Raw genomic sequence first — 17,445 nt, 5'->3', positions numbered from 1 at the left:
GCTAAGATATGATTAATTTATGTGTAATTAAAAATTACATAATACTAAGCGCATTGTTTATAGCGGTTTCAACCCTGTTTAACACACTTCCTGTATCCGATTTCACAAACGTTTCACCTATGATCTTTTCATAAAGTTCGATATAACGTTCAGATATCGATGCTACAATCTCTTCGGTCATTACCGGAACAACCTGGCCTTCCTTACCCTGAAAACCGTTTTCAATCAGCCATTTGCGTACAAACTCTTTCGAGAGCTGTTTTTGCGGTTCACCTTTTTGCTGGCGTTCCTCATAACCTTCCTTATAAAAATATCTTGAAGAGTCGGGGGTATGGATTTCATCTATTAAATAAATAACGCCATCAACCTTACCAAACTCATATTTGGTATCAACCAGTATTAAGCCTTGTTTGGCAGCAATTTCGGTACCGCGTTTAAACAACGCTTTGGTATAGGCCTCCAGTTGGGCATAATCTTCGGCAGATACAATACCCTTGGCCAGTATATCCGCTTTTGAAATATCTTCATCATGCCCTACCGATGCTTTGGTAGTAGGTGTAATTATTGGCTCGGGCAGGATATCATTTTCCTTTAACCCTTCAGGCAGCGCTTCACCGCAAACCTGCCTGCGGCCTGCCGCGTATTCACGGGCAGCATGGCCAGCCAAATATCCCCGTATCACCATCTCCACCTTAAAGGGCTCACAAATGCGGCCAATGGTAACACTTGGGTCGGGCACAGATATTACCCAATTGGGTACAATATCGCTGGTAGCCTTTAAAAAACGGGCGGCTATTTGGTTAAGCACCTGCCCCTTGTAAGGGATAGCCTCGGGTAATACCACATCAAAGGCCGAGATCCTGTCGGATACTACCATGGCCAGGTACTTATTATCTATCGTATATACATCACGTACCTTCCCCTTATAAAAGCCAGTCTGGCCCGGAAAGTTAAAATGTGTTTCTTTTATTGAATTCATAATTTTAGTATCAAGTAGTAAGTATCAAGTAGCAAGTATTTTGCCCGATTTAAAAGACAGAACAAGTATCAAATATGCAATGCATCTTGATACTTGATACTAACTACTTGATACTACCTTCTTACTGTATATCCCCGTAAGCTGCTAATATTTTGCGTACCAGTTTATGGCGTACAACGTCTTCTCCGCTTAGGTATACTATTTCTATTCCTTTTATATCTGTTAATATGCGCAGGGCGGTGTGCAGGCCCGATTGTTGTTTTTTGGGCAAATCTATCTGTGTTACGTCGCCGGTAACAATAAATTTGGCCGATGGCCCCATACGTGTCAGGAACATCTTTAATTGCATATCGGTAGCATTTTGGGCCTCATCCAATATCACAAAGCAATTATCCAGCGTACGGCCACGCATAAATGCCAGCGGTGCAATCTCGATGGTACGGTTTTCCAGGTAAAATTTCAATTTCTCTGCCGGGATCATGTCATCAAGCGCATCATACAACGGCCTCAGGTATGGGTCGATTTTTTCTTTTAAATCGCCGGGTAAAAAGCCAAGGTTTTCTCCCGCTTCAACCGCCGGGCGGGTTAAAATAATGCGTTTAATTTCTTTGTTCTTTAAAGCACGCACGGCCAATGCAACCGCGGTGTAGGTTTTCCCGGTACCTGCAGGGCCAATAGCAAACAAAATGTCGCTTTGGTTTATGCTATCAACCATTTTGCGCTGGTTGGCGGTACGGGCTTTCACCATTACCCCATTCGGGCCGAAAACAATAACTTCGCCACTGGCAAATTTATCAGTTACAGGTTCCGACGATGAATTTGAAGATACTTTTGATCCTAAAATACGTTCAAGATCGGTAATGTTCAGGTTCTCGAATTTTTCAACATGAGCAAGCAGGTGCGAGAATTTTTCCTGGAAAACATTGAGTTCGTGATCATCACCCAAAACTTTTACTTCGCTGCCTCGTGCAACAATTTTAAGCTTGGGATATTGTTTCTTAATGATCTCAAAATGATCATTATTGGGCCCCCACAATACGGCTGGATTTACGTTTTCAATTGATAGCTTAAGTTCGTTCAATACTAATTGATTTTTTAGTTACGGATTTTTATGAATTAAAAATTGAATATTTGTAGCTTCAAATGCTATTACAAGATTAGCAATAAATATTTATAAAATTAATGGCAATAATAACATTAACTACTGATTTGGGCGATAAGGACATTTACCAGGCTGCGCTTAAGGGTAGCATCTACAAATTGTTGCCCACAGTTAATATAGTTGATATTACCAACAGCGTGGCGGCTTTTAATGTGCAGCAGGCCGCATTTATATTAAAGAACAGTTTTTATTACTTCCCCGAAGATACAGTACACCTTATAGGTATTGATACTGTTTACAGCGATCATACCAAGTACCTGGCGGTAAGGTACAAAAAACATTATTTTGTGGGTGCCGATAACGGAATTTTTTCATTGATGTTTGATACCGACCCGGAAGAAATTGTGGAAATAAACATTATGCAGGATTTAAAGTTCCTGCATTTTCCGCTGGCAGATATCTTTGTTAAAGCCGCCTGCCACCTGGCCAAAGGCGGCAAACTGAGCGAAATTGGCCTGCCGGTGCATGACATTGAAAACAAAATGAACCTACAGCCTGTTATCGAAAAAAACCTGATTAAAGGTGTGGTGATTTATATCGATTCGTTTCAAAATGTGATAACCAACATTACCAAGGAATTTTTTAACAGCGTGCAGCAGGGCCGTAAATTTGTACTTAATTTTAAACGCAACGAAACTATCAATCATTTAAGCTGGCACTATAACGAGGTGCCCATTGGCGAAAAACTTTGCCTGTTTGGCATCAGCGATCACCTGGAGATTGCCATTAATAAAGGTAACGCCAGTGGCTTATTAGGTTTAAACCTTAACGATAAGGTGATTATCGAATTTCAGTAAATTTAACCTATGAAAAAACTGTTACTATTTGGATTGCTCTGTTTTTTTGCCCTGGGTGATGTGTTGGCCCAATCGCAGGCTAACTCCGATTCTGTAGCCTATCAGCTTCAGCGAAAAAAAATTAACACGATGCTGGCAGCGCGTAAAGCCAAATTTGGCCAGTACGATCAAAGTTTAAGCCAACATACCGGCATTTTTGGTTTGCAAACAAAAAATGATATCCGCAGATCAAACAGTATCTTGATGGACATAGCCCGCACTGACGATGCCATTTTTAAAGAACTGAAAATACTATTTGAATACAGCGCATTCCAACAAAGGCAAATTCAAAGTCACAGCAAAGAGGCCGAGACAATAAACCATAATTTCCTGCTTACTATAAGCAAGTTAAGGCAACAGAACGCGCTGCTAAAAGCCGAGGCTGCTAAAAACAAAGAGCAAACAAACAGTTCAAGGCCCATTTATATTACGGTAATTGTGCTCATGCTTGCGTCAATTTTGTATTTGCTTTACCAAAAAAACAAACGGAAGGTGTAATTTCGCGCCGGTAACTACTTAAAACTATAAATGGCACGAGGAAGACTGAACAGTGGCGCTAAAGCAGAAGCCGAACTACCCAAAGCAAAAATCAACAGGCAGAGCATCCAAAATATTCGTAAACTGCTCACTTATATTAAACCATACCGGGGGAAATTTATAGCGGGAATATTGTTCCTATTCATCTCCAGTCTGGTAGGCCTTGCTTTCCCGGCAATACTGGGAGCTTTAATAGATGCGGCGCAAGGTAAATATAAATACCCCTACTTACCACATAGTTTAAACGCCATAGCGATAGCCGGATTCATTATACTGTTCGGCCAGGCGTTCATATCATTTTTTAGGGTGGTGTGGTTTGTGCAGGTTGCAGAGCGTTCCTTGGCCGATATACGCAGGGATACTTATTTTAAGCTGATAACGCTGCCTATGAATTTTTTTGCCAACCGGCGCGTTGGTGAATTAAATAGCCGCATTTCTGCCGATCTTTCGCAAATTCAGGATACTTTGACAACCACTATCGCCGAGATTATCAGGCAATTGGTAATTATGGTGGGGAGCGTTATTTTATTAGCTATAGTATCTATCAAGTTAACACTTGCCTTATTGGCAATACTGCCTTTTCTTGTGGCTTTTGCCGTTTTTTTTGGCAAGTTCATTCGCAAACTTTCACGCCAGGCGCAGGATAAGTTAGCGGAGTCAAATACAATTGTTGAAGAAACTTTGCAGGGTATAGCTAATGTTAAAGCATTTGTAAATGAGGCTTACGAAGCTACCCGGTATGATAAAATTTTACGTAACGTAGTTGATATCGCCGTTAAAGGGGCCAAATTTCGCGGCATTTTTGCATCATTCATCGTATTTTGCTTATTCGGGACTTTTGTCGGGGTAATTTGGTATGGGTCGGTATTGGTTAGCCATGGCGAGATCCTTGTGGGCGATTTAACCACGTTTATCATGTATTCCATATTTGTGGGCGCCGCCATGGGCAGTTTCCCCGACTTGTATGCCAACCTGCAAAAAGCAGTTGGCGCAAGCGAGCGTGTGTTAGAGATACTTGCCGAAAAAGGCGAAGACATTTCGATGGTAGAAAGCAATAACAAAATAGACCAACCTATTAAAGGCGATTTGTCATTTGATAATGTGGTATTTGCCTATCCATCCCGGTCTGAGCTAACTATCCTGAAAGGCATTTCCTTTGATGCTGCAGCCGGGCAAAAAGTGGCCATTGTTGGGCCAAGCGGCTCGGGTAAATCTACAATGGCCTCGTTAATACTGCAATTTTACCATCCGCAAAGCGGTACTATTTTATTTGATGGCCGCACGGCTGACGAATACTCAATAACCGATATCCGTAACCAGGTGGCCATAGTACCGCAGGATGTGTTGCTTTTCGGCGGATCGATATTAGAGAATATTGCTTATGGCCGCTTGAATGCATCAAAAGAAGATATTATACAAGCAGCCAAACGGGCAAACGCGCACCAGTTTATACTATCGTTCCCCGAGGGTTATGAAACCATTGTTGGCGAGCGTGGGGTAAAACTTTCAGGCGGGCAGCGCCAGCGCATTGCCATAGCAAGGGCATTGCTTAAAAATCCATCCATTTTGATATTGGATGAGGCAACCTCATCCTTAGATTCTGAATCGGAACGCCTGGTACAGGAAGCTTTGGAAGAGTTAATGAAAGATCGTACGTCTATCATTATCGCCCACCGTTTATCAACTATTCGTGAAGCTGATAAGATCATCGTTCTGGAAAAAGGCGAGATTATCGAAAGTGGCAGTCACCAGGAACTCATTGGCAACGAACAAGGGCTGTATCGTTATTTAAGCCAGCTACAGTTTGAAACACAAACCAGTTAATCCATCGTCGATAGTCCATAAACCATTGACCGTAGCGATTATTTTAATATATTACCACTGCAAAAGATTTGCAGAGACTATGGTCTATCGTCCATGGTCCATCGACCAATAAAAATGAAATTAACCATACACGGGGCGGCCCGACAGGTAACCGGCAGCATGCATTTGCTGCAGGTAGGCCAATACAAAATATTAGTGGATTGCGGGTTAGATTATGAGAAGGACCGCAGCATACAATCAAATGAAAACTTTCCTTTCCGGCCGGAAGAGATCGACGTGGTAATACTTACACATGCCCATATCGATCACTCCGGTAATTTACCTACACTGGTAAGGCTTGGCTTTAACGGCCAAATATTATGCACTCCCCCTACCGCCGATTTGACCGAGCTATTATTGCTCGATTCGGTAAGCATTTTCATGAATAAGGCAGGCAAGGGCAACCGTAAACGCGGTAAAAGTAAATTCAATTCGGGCGGTGGCCCACAGCCGCTTTATCTGCAAAAGCACGTGATGGATACGGTGGAACGTTTTGTTACCATTGGCTTTAATCGCCCGTTCAGGATTAATGGCGATATCGAGCTTACTTTTATTCCGGTTGGCCACCTGTTGGGGGCGGCATCTGCTGTTTTAAAAGTAACCGAAAATGGCGAAGAAAAATCAATTGCTTTTACCGGCGATATCGGCCGAAAAAATTACCCCGTATTAAATGATCCTCAGCAATTGCCAGCTGTTGACTTCCTGGTATCAGAATCAACGTATGGCGGCCGTTATCACACCAAAGGAAAATCGGTAGAGGAAACCCTTGTAGAAGTTATTGAAAAGGCATGTATTAAAGAACAAGGCCGTTTAATTATCCCGGCTTTCAGCATAGGACGTACACAGTCATTAGTATATTCGTTAAACAAGATATTTACCGAAGGACTATTACCAGCCGTAAAAGTATTTGTAGATAGCCCGATGGCAACCATGGCAACCGGTATTTTCCGTAAATATCATAGCCTGGTAAACCAGGAAGCTCAGGATTTTTATAAAGATAAAGGTGATGAGTTTGAATTTGATAACCTTACTTATGTAGAAACCCTGAAAGATAGCCGCCAGATTTCTAATTACTGGGAACCCTGTATCATCATTTCTTCAGCAGGAATGCTGGAGGGCGGCCGCATCCAGGACCATTTATTTTACAATATTCAAAATTACTACTGCACCATCCTGTTCATTGGCTATTGCGCCAAAGGAACCCTGGGGCACCGTTTATTGCGGGGTGATCCTATCGTTCACATTAAAGACCGCGAATTAGCCGTTTATGCCACTATCAAACAAACCGATGTACTAAGTGCCCACGGCGATCACCAGGACCTTTTAGATAATGTAAAACAACAGGATAAAACAAAACTGAAGAACGTATTCCTGGTACATGGCGAGGGAGAAAGCATGAAGCTGCTGGCTGCTTCCCTGGAAGATGAAGGGTATATAGTTACTGTACCGGAGAAGGATGTAACGTACATACTTTAGGGGGGGTGTTATCTTCTCAGATATGTATAAATGGCATTGTTAGCATAGGGTAACACGACAAACTATGCATACCGCCATATATTTTTATCGGATTTGCTATATGTTAAAAAATCAGCATCAACAGTCAGTTATTAAAAAAAAAAGCCGGTACGATATCTCCGAATGTTGTCGGGCGACTTATATGGCCCATTTGCGTTTCGAGACTTGCTTCGGCGTGATATACGGCTTTTTACAACAATTCTGTAGCCAAGTTTGCCAGTTCGCTCCGTTCGCCTTTTTGCAACGTGATGTGCGCGTAAAGCGGGTGCCCTTTGGCCTTATCAATCAGGTATGATAAGCCGTTACTCTCGGCATCAAGGTAAGGTGTATCAATCTGGTAAATATCGCCTGTAAATACAAACTTACTGTTCTCGCCTGCGCGCGATATGATTGTTTTCACCTCGTGCGGGGTAAGGTTTTGAGCTTCGTCTACGATAAAGAATATCTTACTCAACGTTCGGCCACGGATAAAGGCCAGCGGGGCTATAGATATTTTATCATTACTCACGAGTTCATCAATTTTAGCCTGCATTTTATCATCATCGGCAAACTGATCTTTTATAAATTTTAGGTTATCCCAAATGGGGGCCATATACGGATCAATCTTGGATTTGATGTCGCCAGGTAAAAAGCCAATATCCTTATTACTGAGCGGTACTATAGGGCGGGTAACAAAAATCTGGCGGTAATATTTACGCTGCTCCAATGCGCTGGCCAGTGCCAGCAAAGTTTTACCTGTGCCTGCATTGCCTTGTATAGTTACCAACTTAATATCCGGATGCAGCAAGGCATGAATGGCGAAAGCCTGCTCAATGTTACGGGGAAAAATATTAAATACAGGTTGCTCAGTAACTTTTTCCAGTTGTTGGGTTTGCGCGTTATAGAACCCCGATACATCGCTCTTTTTGCTCTTTAGTATGTAAAAATGATTATTGGTGTACTGTGGTACACTCAAGCTTTCGGCAGACAGATTTTCCTGCTTATTGAACTGAGAAATAATTTTTTCGGTAACCTTATCTACATCGGTTTTACCTGTGTATAGCTCGGCCAGGTTTTTAATTTTACCTGTTTCGTAGTCCTCGGCATGCAAGTTAAGCGACTTGGCTTTAAGCCGCAGGCAGATATCTTTTGATACCAGCACCACTTTTTTTGCCGGGTATTCTTCCTGAAGGCCTAAGGCAACGTTTAATATGCGGTGGTCTATTTTGTCCGACCCAAAAACTTCTTCGGCATCGGTAGCTGTGGTTTTCACATCCATAGCCACTTTAAAACTACCTTTACTTTTCCCGTTCAAGGGAATCCACTCATTTACCAGGTTGTTTTTTGACAGATCGTCCATCAGCCGGATGAAACTTCTGGCTTCGAAGTTCCGGGTATCGTTGCCGTTTTTTTTATTGTCCAGTTCTTCCAGTACCTGGATGGGTATGGCTACATCATGCTCCTGGAAGTTTTGAAAGGCGTTGTGATCATAAAGGATCACAGAGGTATCTAAAACGAAAATTTTCTTTTGGTTACGCTGGCCGTCCTTATTCATATCCTACTAAATTAGGTTTTTTAACGTTTGTTCAAAATGAAAAAGCACTCTGAAAATAAAAAAACCTTATAAAAGCGAAAACGGGAGCCTCCTCTTTCGATTTGAACTCCCGTTTCCAAACCCCTGTTCAACCGTAGCTTCCCAGCGGCATCAAGTTTTGTGTATCTATGACCGATATGCCTTCGTATATAGTTTTTGCAAACCATCTACTACCGCGATATCACCAGTTCTGTTTTGGATCTCCGTAGAGTTCCGCATCGTTCCTGGTACCTTATTTAGTCACAATCTTTCTTCGAACAAACTTTCGTAAGTTCAATTCTTTCATATGACTCAGTGAACTTCTTTTGATCTTTAGTTCCTCCGAAGATTCACCCGATTCAACTTCTGTTTTCCTGAAAGGTTGTCAAAGTACGTCGTTCTTGATGATTACAATATAGGGACTAAAAAGCACCTTTGTCAAGTAAAAAATAAATTTGTTATAGACACGTTATTAACAACGCTTGTTAATAAAAAATAAATTATAAAGTCCTGATTAATAACACCTTAATTAGTTAAAACCAATTGACAATTGAGGTTATCAACATAAAACTTATTAACAAAAATCAAAAAAAAGTCACTTTAACATAATTGTAAAAAGCGTAAAATCACCAAAACGCTAAATTTTTTCAGTTAAATGCCGCCAATATCTTTTGGGAATATGTCTTAAATGTAGCCTGGTATTCTTCCTGGCTACAATATTTACACTGGTAAAGTAGCTTTTCCAAAGTTGCTGATATATTTTTTCGTCTTCGGTAAAAGCACTTATAACATCTGCAGATTTGTTAACTTCCGAAAAATCCAGCGTGATATACTGTGTATCGTGTAAATCATAATGAATGCCGTACCGGCGTTTAATATCGTAAATGATCCATTTTTGGTCGGTATACCGGTTTTTAAAATGCCTGATAATTAAGGGAAGTACGTTAAAATCAGGCTCAATGGCGGCATAGTAAGTTTCATCTTTTAGTTTCTGGAAACGGATAAAAGCTTCCATCCTATGTTTTTCGCGCCTCACCATCTTCAAAATCTCCGATAGGCGCATCACGTATTTATTGCCGTAATCTTCTTCAACATTTACATCTGTATCAAAAACATACCTGATAAACCCAACAATGGCGCTCTCTTCATTTTCCATTTCGGCCATATGAGCAATGTACAGGCGTTGAATCCCCGCAGCCGAGAGTTTTTTTCTTAAGCCCATCAACACCCTGTTGGCGCGATGCCCGTCAGTTGTTACCTGTAACACTTCTTCAAACATGGCACTGGTGCGCCACTCTCCTTTTATAAGCTTTACGTGAAACAGTTTGCGATCGTATATTTCAAATACGGCGGTAAGCAAACCTTCAAATGTTCCATCGTAAACAAGAGTGTACATCGTCAAAACAGGTTAAGTTGGGTTTGCGTATTTTTATTGTATTTGCTTTGCGATTCGGCCAGGATAAATTGTTTGATGTTGTTACCCGTTAAATCACGGCGTTCAAACTCATTGCTTTTACAAACAATAAAGTAGCGGGCCCGGTTAACGGCCACTCCTATCTTTTTCAATTGTTCCCAGCTCAACTTGGCAAACTTGCGCGCGCTAACTATTTTCTGCGCCGATAGCAACCCGATACCCGGCACACGTAAAATCATTTGCACATCGGCTTTATTGATGTCGACAGGAAAAGCCTGCATATTACGGATAGCCCAACTCAATTTAGGGTCGATATCCAGATCGAGCAAGGGATTTTGGTTGTTTACTATTTCATTAACATGAAAACCGTAAAGACGCATTAGCCAATCCGCCTGGTAAAGCCGGTTCTCACGCACCAGTGGCACCGATGTATTCAGGTCTGGTAAACGCTTATCGGCCAACACAGGCACATAACCCGAATAATAAACACGCTTTAGGTTGAAACTTTTATAAAAATAACTGGCCGATTGTAACACCTGCTGATCACTTTCGGGGGTAGCGCCGATAATTACCTGGGTACTTTGACCGGCAGGCGCAAACAGCGGCGCTCTTTTAAAAAGTTTCTTTTCTTCAGTCCGCAGGATGATCTCGTTTTTCAGGAAATTCATCGGGTTTATCATATCCTGCCGGTTCTTTTCCGGAGCCAACAATTTCAATCCGGCTTCGGTAGGCATTTCCAGGTTTACACTCAACCTATCGGCATACAAACCAGCCTCGCGCATCAACTCGTCACTTGCGCCGGGGATGGATTTTAGATGTATGTACCCGTTAAAGTTATTTTCGATGCGAAGCTTTTTAGCTACCCTTACCAAGCGCTCCATGGTATAATCGGCGTCTTTAAAAATACCCGAACTTAAAAACAGGCCCTCGATATAATTTCGCCGATAAAAATTAATAGTAAGGTCAACAACTTCCTGAACCGTAAATGCTGCCCGTTTGATATCGTTGTTTTTGCGTGACACGCAATACGCGCAGTCAAAAATGCAGTGATTGGTAAGCAGTATTTTAAGTAACGATACACATCGCCCATCCTCTGTATAACTATGGCAAATACCGTTGCTGGCATTGCCGAGGCCTTTATTATCATTTTTACGCTTGCTACCGCTCGAGGCGCATGACACATCATATTTAGCGGCATCAGCCAAAATATTCAACTTCTCTGTTATCCTTTCTGCATTCATATCAATTCAAAAATACTAATAATTTTAGCAAACATTAAGTTGATTTGGAATTTACTTTCAAGTTTTTTAAAAAAGCCGAAAAAATCAATAAATCTGTTAAATCCCGGTCCAGACTAATCTCAATTTCTCCAAACATAACAACCTGTTCTTCGTTGGTTTTAAAAAGAGTTTTGAATCATGGAAAAAGTATATACAGCTGTAGTAACAGCAAAAGGCGGCCGGGACGGTCATATAAAATCTGAAGACGGCGTAATTGATATGGAGCTAAAAGCTCCTGCGGCTATGGGAGGCGAAGATGGTTATCCTAACCCCGAATTATTGTTTGCAGGTGCATGGGGCGCTTGTTACCTGGGCGCGCTTGGTTCGGTAGGCATCAGAGATGGTATAAACGTTACGCAGGCTACGGTTGATGTGCATATTACTTTTAACAAGGAAGGAGCTTCATCATATGCTTTATCTGCCGAGCTTCATGTACATATCCCTGGCGTTGATTGGGATGTGGCCCAAAAACTGGCTGATGCTGCACATAAGGGTTGTCCGTATTCAAAAGCAACAAGAGGTAATATTGAAGTAAAGGTGATAGCCGATTGATTTGGCAGGCATTTTCAAAGTAAAAGCGGATGGGCTTGCCTTCATCCGCTTTTTGCTTATTATACTAAAATTCGTTCCTTATTTACCGGCAAGCAATCCATCAAGCGTAACCGATACATAATATAAGCCACCGATAGTTGGGCCGCCGGCATACTGATAATAACGTTTGTTAAAAATATCGGTTGCACCAACTTTAAAGGTAGCGTAGTAAGCGGGAACGCGATAAGTAACCTGGGCATCAAATGTGCCAATTGCAGGCACCTTGCCTGTCACCAACGGGCTTTCCCACAGGAATGACTCTTGCCATTTGTAAACGATATTAAAGCCTACATTTTTGGCCACTTCGCGGTTACCGAACGATAGGTTGCCCGACCATTCAGGGGTATTGAAACCGGTCACAAAAATATCTGATGTAGTTTGGGCTTTTAGTTTATTGAAACTTACGTTACCGGATACGGTATATCTTTTATAAAAGTTATAACTAATACCTGCCGATGAACCATAGTTATGGTAAATGTTTTTAGCATTGGTATAAACGCGATACCTGCTTTGCCCCTGGCTTGCAGCGTTGCTGGACGTGCCTGTTGTTGGATCGCGGTTAATATCAAGCATGGCTAATACAGCGGCGTCTGTACCCACTGTTGTGCTATTTGGTACAAATACCTGTACCTGGCCCAAAAATCCGTCGTAACGGTTGGTGTAGGCATCAATATCAATAAACACTTTATTGTCCAATACAATTCCTTTGTAGCCTACTTCGTATGAAGTAATCTGCTCAGGCCGTGCAGGTGGCAAATCGGCCACTTTCAACAGGTTCCTGTTGGCCAGCGCAACCTGGTCGGTACCGCCGGCCGCGTTAACAACTGAGTTAAAATTTGCTACCGAAGTTTGAGTATAGCTATTGCCCAAATAACCCAAACCATCGTTAATGAACGGCAAACTGCCTACACGTTTAACACGTCCGTTGTTTACATACGACAGGGCCTCGAATAATGAAGGAAAGCGGTAACCATTCTGGAACGTGAACCTGAAATTATGGTTCTCATTCAAAGTATAAACAGCCGCTAAACGAGGCGTAAATTTAGGATCAAAATAAGGGTTATAATCCCATCTAACCGATCCAAATAGCTTCAATTTTTCGTCGAAGAACGTTTTAGTCACCTGGGTAAACGCGCCATACTTTTTGTAGATCACATCTTTACCAAAGCTGCCATCAGCCAAAGGCGTGTTCCTATCGGCAATCGGGCGACTAAAATCGACAAAGTTGTTACCATCCGGGGTAATGGCATATACCCGCACATCACCACCAACCAACAGGTCAACTACCTTAACCCGGCTTGTTAAATCCCATTGCGCTTCGGCATTGTACATATGGCTTTTTTGCACCAGTGCCGCGCCACCGGTTACCGGTGCGTTTGGTATCAGGCTCGATTTAATATCCCAGTTGTTGATGCCTATGATGGTTTTTCTCAAAGCATCAAATTCCGGCGTACCCGGTTCTACCCTGCCTTTATCTGCGGCAGCTCTTGCGGCTTGCTCGGCAGCGGCCAGGTTTGCAGATGTTAAGCCTCCATTTGCAGAACCGTAGGCGTTTAACGCGTTTTTAAAAGTGGTGCCCCAGGCCGAGTTACTGGCATGGTTCAAATCCAGGTTATCTGCCAGCGGTTTTACATTGAATGAGTTACCGGTATTTTCTATCGATTCGTAAGCGCGAACCAGAAATTCTTTTCCTTTTAGCTCAACTTTATGGTTTTGCACCGTTGCGCCCTGCAGCGATATTTTATTGCCTCGTTGAAATACACCGTCGAGCCTGCCGTAACGGTAAGTGTAAGACAGTATAGTATTAGGCGTTAATTTATAAGATAATGTACCATCCAGTTTCAGGTTGGTAACTTTCGGATCAACCAAATCAACCTCGTTGTATCCTGTACGGGCAACTGTAAGATTTGGCATTGCTTTACCATCAACTGTAAGTCCTTTTATTGATACAGTATTGCTACCGGCAAGGGCATCATCTCCATATTTGTTCCAGCCGTCATAAGCAGCGTTGCTGGTGCCCGTTAAGGCCGGGAAACCGGGGTTGGCGGTTTTTAAATAGTACGGGTTTTGATCGTTACGGGTATCAGACTGCCAGTCTTTACCCTGCATGTAGCTAAAGTTTACTTTAAAAGCGAACTTATTGTTAAATGCTTTGGCATAACGTACAGCGGTTTCATTAAGGGCGCTTGCACCTAACCTGTCATTGCCCACATGGTTTAAACCCTCGCGGTGATAAACACTTAAGCCCTGGTATCTAAAAGGATCTTTAGTTATTAAGTTTGATAACCCGTTTATGGCATTTGTGCCATACAGTGCTGCTGCCGCACCAGGTGTAATTTCTATACTGGCAATATCCAATTCGGTTGGGCCAATGGCATTACCCAGCGGAACACCTAAAGTAGCCGATTGCATGTCAACACCATCAACCAGCTGCATAAACCTGAAGTTGTTCGGGCTGTTAAAACCGCGTGTGTTAGGCACTTTAAGTGTTATACTGGTGGTTGTCATCTGCACGCCCTTAACGTTTTCCAAAGCATCGTAAAAGCTTGGGCCGGGCGACTGTTTAAGCGCGTTAATACTCAGCTTTTCGATAGCAACCGGCGAACGTAAAAGCTTTTCTTCTTTACGGGATGCGGTTACTACCACCTCATTAATCAATAACGATTGACTGCTTAACTGGATATTTAGTGCACTGTTGGCGCTTTTAACGAAAAATTCCTGCGGCTGAAAGCCCACAGCCGTAAAAACTAACGTATAGGGTAGTTTAGCGCTGGTGGTTAACGAGAATTTACCGGTACTATCAGATGCAGTGCTGTTGGTTGTACCTTTAATACTAACTGTTGTACCTATTAACGGTTGGCCATGGTCATCTTTTACAACTCCGCTGATGATGTATGAACCATTAAGCTGGGCATGGCTTATCGCCGGGACGAGGAGTACAAAAAGTGCTATAAGTTTAAATGAATTTATAAGTGTTTTCATGAAAAGGATCAGTATAATTTAATGTCTGTTTGTTGTTTTATCCGTTGAAATAGCTTTAAGGTTGGGGCTATCAACAGCAACACATGACATTTAACTGCGTTTTTAAAGGGGAGATAGTAGTAAAAGAGTAAATATTATACATAGTCTATTGAATTAGTCGACAAAAATAGAATTTTTTTCACCGGTGTCAAGGCTCAATTCATATTTTTCTATAATATCTACTGTTTTAGTGGATATATTTTCAAATAATCTCGCCCTCTTCCCTCCCAATTTTGTAATATTGGCGGCTCAACCCGTACTAATTTATAATGTCTTTCAATTACCAGCGTATCATCATCAAAATCGGTTCCAATGTTTTTACCCAGGAAAACGGCTTGCCCGACCTGCAACGTATCGAACATCTGGTTGGCCAGATAGCCGCTATCAAAAAACAAGGAAAAGAAGTGATCCTGGTATCATCAGGCGCTGTCGCTTCCGGCCGGAGTTTGATCACCATATCCGAAAAATATGATGCTATTGCCGCAAGGCAGCTTTTAGCCTCTATAGGGCAGGTAAAATTAATCAATACTTATTCGCAGCTGTTTGAACGATTTGATATCCTTTGCTCGCAGGTATTGGTTACCAAAGAGGATTTCAGGGACAGGATGCATTATTTGAATATGAAAAACTGCCTCGACCTGCTGCTACAGCACCAGGTTGTACCGGTGGTTAACGAAAATGATGTGGTATCGGTAACCGAACTGATGTTTACGGATAATGATGAACTGGCCGGATTAATTGCATCTATGCTGAACGCGCAGGCGTTAATTGTGCTAACCAATGTTGATGGCATATATAACGGTGACCCTAAAGCGCCGGGCTCGGCCGTCATTGAAGAGGTGGCAGGTTCGGTAGTTGATTTTGCAGCCTTTGTTTCTTCAGGAAAATCGCAGTTTGGCCGCGGGGGGATGATCACCAAATCAACCATGTCGCAAAAAACGGCACAGTTGGGTATCGCAGTGCACATTGCCAATGGCAAACGCGACAATATATTAACTGATGTATTGGAGAATAAAGTGATCCATACCCGGTTTATCCCTAATAAAACAGCATCGGGCAAAAAAAAATGGATAGCCCATTCCGAAAAATCGGCCACAGGTGTAGTTTTAGTTAACGCGGGTGCCAAAGCCGCGTTGATATCCAGCAAGGCCACAAGTTTGCTGCCCGTTGGAATTGCAGCAGTAATAACCGACTTTAAAAAGGGCGATATTATTAAGCTAATGGATGAAAACCAAAAGCTGATAGGCCTTGGAATCGCCGAATACGGATCGGACAAAGCCAAAGAACGCATCGGGCAAAAAAACCAAAAGCCTTTGGTGCATTATGATTATCTTTATTTACAAGGTTAACAATGAGTTACAATATATATTTCGAGAACGCACGGGTTGCAGGCCGCAAACCTACCCTCGCCCCTGCCCTTATTAACCAGGTTTTATTGGACGTGGCCGCCGAAGCCATTGCCCAAACCACCTTGATATTAGCCGAAAACCAAAAAGATCTTGATTTGATGGATCCGAAAGATCCTAAATATGACAGGTTGAAACTCACGGCAGCCCGTATTGAAGCTATTGCTGCCGATATGATCAGTGTTGCAAAATTGGATAGCCCATTAGGCAAGCAGCTTTCAGAAGCGCAGATGCCCAATGGCCTGTCTATTTCCAAAGTGCGCGTACCATTAGGTGTTGTTGGTGTAATTTATGAAGCCAGGCCCAATGTTACTTTTGATGTATTCGCCCTCTGCTTTAAAACGGGCAACATCAGTATTTTAAAAGGCGGCAGTGATGCCGACTACTCTAACCGTGCCATTATCGGCATAATTCATAACGTGTTAAATAAGCACCACATAGATACCAACGTGGTAACCCTGTTACCTGCAGAACGAGAGGCTACGGCGGCTTTACTAAATGCCATTGGATATGTTGACGTATTGATACCACGCGGCAGCCAGTCGCTTATTGATTTTGTGCGGGATAATAGTAAAGTACCGGTTATTGAAACCGGTGCAGGTATTGTTCATACTTATTTTGATTTAACCGGCGACCTTGAAAAAGGTGCGGAGATTATTGCCAATGCCAAGACCCGCAGGGTGAGCGTATGTAACGCCCTTGATTGCCTGATTATTCATGCCGAAAGATTAAGTGACTTGCCCCGGTTAAGTTATGTACTCAGTGAGAAAGAAGTTGAGTTATTTGCTGATGAAAGGGCTTACGAAGCATTAAAAGCCAGTTATCCTGACGCTTTATTACATAAAGCGCAGCCTGAGCATTTTGGCACCGAATTTTTATCGATGAAGATGGCTATCAAAACGGTTGATAGTTTTGAAGCGGCACTTGAATATATCGCCATTAATAGTTCTAAACACAGCGAGGCTATCATATCTGAGGACGCCGAAAATATTGCCACCTTTTTAAATGATGTTGATGCGGCAGCGGTTTACGCCAATGCATCCACAGCCTTCACAGACGGCGCACAATTTGGCTTAGGCGCCGAGATTGGCATCAGTACCCAAAAACTCCATGCACGGGGGCCTATGGGTCTCGAGGAGCTTACCAGTTACAAATGGATTGTTAAGGGTAACGGGCAAACCAGAAACCCGTAAAAAGATTATTAATAATTGCAGACACCACACTTATACCTTTTTACTTAGATCTGAGACCAGAAACTATCCGTCGTTTCACATTTCACAGAATAGTAA

Annotated in this window: 13 protein-coding genes; 7 read left to right on the top strand and 6 right to left on the bottom strand. The window is 42.4% G+C overall.

Features of this window, described 5'->3' with window-relative positions:
• Positions 1 to 34: 34 nt before the first annotated feature.
• Positions 35 to 979: a phosphoribosylaminoimidazolesuccinocarboxamide synthase gene (locus ACFGVS_RS01835; RefSeq protein ID WP_439697225.1), complete on the bottom strand. Its 945-nt coding sequence runs from the start codon at positions 977 to 979 to the stop codon at positions 35 to 37.
• Between the two features lie 121 nt (positions 980 to 1,100).
• Positions 1,101 to 2,060: a PhoH family protein gene (locus ACFGVS_RS01830; protein WP_147060646.1), complete on the bottom strand. Its 960-nt coding sequence runs from the start codon at positions 2,058 to 2,060 to the stop codon at positions 1,101 to 1,103.
• 101 nt (positions 2,061 to 2,161) lie between these two features.
• Between ACFGVS_RS01830 and ACFGVS_RS01825 the strand changes: the two genes are divergently transcribed.
• From ACFGVS_RS01825 to ACFGVS_RS01810, 4 genes are all read left to right on the top strand, one after another.
• A complete protein-coding gene (locus tag ACFGVS_RS01825; RefSeq protein WP_090650692.1) occupies positions 2,162 to 2,938 on the top strand; it encodes an SAM hydrolase/SAM-dependent halogenase family protein in 777 nt (258 codons plus the stop codon).
• Between the two features lie 9 nt (positions 2,939 to 2,947).
• Positions 2,948 to 3,475: a hypothetical protein gene (locus ACFGVS_RS01820; RefSeq protein WP_439697224.1), complete on the top strand. Its 528-nt coding sequence runs from the start codon at positions 2,948 to 2,950 to the stop codon at positions 3,473 to 3,475.
• A gap of 30 nt (positions 3,476 to 3,505) precedes the next feature.
• Positions 3,506 to 5,338 (top strand): ABC transporter ATP-binding protein, encoded by a 1,833-nt coding sequence (locus tag ACFGVS_RS01815; protein ID WP_439697223.1) that lies wholly within the window; start codon positions 3,506 to 3,508, stop codon positions 5,336 to 5,338.
• A gap of 114 nt (positions 5,339 to 5,452) precedes the next feature.
• Complete coding sequence (locus tag ACFGVS_RS01810; RefSeq protein WP_439697222.1) at positions 5,453 to 6,853, top strand: MBL fold metallo-hydrolase; 1,401 nt, start codon at positions 5,453 to 5,455, stop codon at positions 6,851 to 6,853.
• A gap of 229 nt (positions 6,854 to 7,082) precedes the next feature.
• On the opposite strand, the gene ACFGVS_RS01805 is transcribed toward ACFGVS_RS01810, so the two are convergent.
• The 3 genes from ACFGVS_RS01805 to ACFGVS_RS01795 all read right to left on the bottom strand — a co-directional run bounded on the left by ACFGVS_RS01805 (position 7,083) and on the right by ACFGVS_RS01795 (position 11,099).
• Positions 7,083 to 8,426, bottom strand: a complete 1,344-nt coding sequence (locus tag ACFGVS_RS01805) for a PhoH family protein (RefSeq protein ID WP_090650684.1) — start codon at positions 8,424 to 8,426, stop codon at positions 7,083 to 7,085.
• 655 nt (positions 8,427 to 9,081) lie between these two features.
• Positions 9,082 to 9,840 (bottom strand): TIGR03915 family putative DNA repair protein, encoded by a 759-nt coding sequence (locus ACFGVS_RS01800; protein WP_439697221.1) that lies wholly within the window; start codon positions 9,838 to 9,840, stop codon positions 9,082 to 9,084.
• A 2-nt stretch (positions 9,841 to 9,842) separates the two neighbouring features.
• The gene (locus ACFGVS_RS01795) at positions 9,843 to 11,099 is read right to left on the bottom strand and encodes a putative DNA modification/repair radical SAM protein (protein WP_439697220.1); all 1,257 of its coding nucleotides are present in this window, start codon (positions 11,097 to 11,099) and stop codon (positions 9,843 to 9,845) included.
• A gap of 177 nt (positions 11,100 to 11,276) precedes the next feature.
• Here ACFGVS_RS01795 and ACFGVS_RS01790 point away from each other — a divergent pair, with 177 nt between their 5' ends.
• Positions 11,277 to 11,690, top strand: a complete 414-nt coding sequence (locus ACFGVS_RS01790; protein ID WP_439697219.1) for an Ohr family peroxiredoxin — start codon at positions 11,277 to 11,279, stop codon at positions 11,688 to 11,690.
• 78 nt (positions 11,691 to 11,768) lie between these two features.
• Here ACFGVS_RS01790 and ACFGVS_RS01785 read toward each other — a convergent pair whose 3' ends face one another.
• Complete coding sequence (locus ACFGVS_RS01785) at positions 11,769 to 14,711, bottom strand: TonB-dependent receptor (RefSeq protein ID WP_439697218.1); 2,943 nt, start codon at positions 14,709 to 14,711, stop codon at positions 11,769 to 11,771.
• A 308-nt stretch (positions 14,712 to 15,019) separates the two neighbouring features.
• Here ACFGVS_RS01785 and proB point away from each other — a divergent pair, with 308 nt between their 5' ends.
• Both proB and ACFGVS_RS01775 read left to right on the top strand, forming a co-directional pair.
• A complete protein-coding gene (proB, locus tag ACFGVS_RS01780; protein WP_439697217.1) occupies positions 15,020 to 16,099 on the top strand; it encodes a glutamate 5-kinase in 1,080 nt (359 codons plus the stop codon).
• A gap of 2 nt (positions 16,100 to 16,101) precedes the next feature.
• Entirely contained in the window at positions 16,102 to 17,349 is a 1,248-nt protein-coding gene (locus ACFGVS_RS01775) for a glutamate-5-semialdehyde dehydrogenase (RefSeq protein WP_439697216.1), read from the top strand.
• Positions 17,350 to 17,445 lie beyond the last annotated feature (96 nt).

It is taken from the genome of Mucilaginibacter sediminis, assembly GCF_051903035.1.
Taxonomy (GTDB): domain Bacteria; phylum Bacteroidota; class Bacteroidia; order Sphingobacteriales; family Sphingobacteriaceae; genus Mucilaginibacter.
Note: the sequence above shows the minus strand (reverse complement) of the source record. Positions and strands in the feature narration are given on the sequence as shown.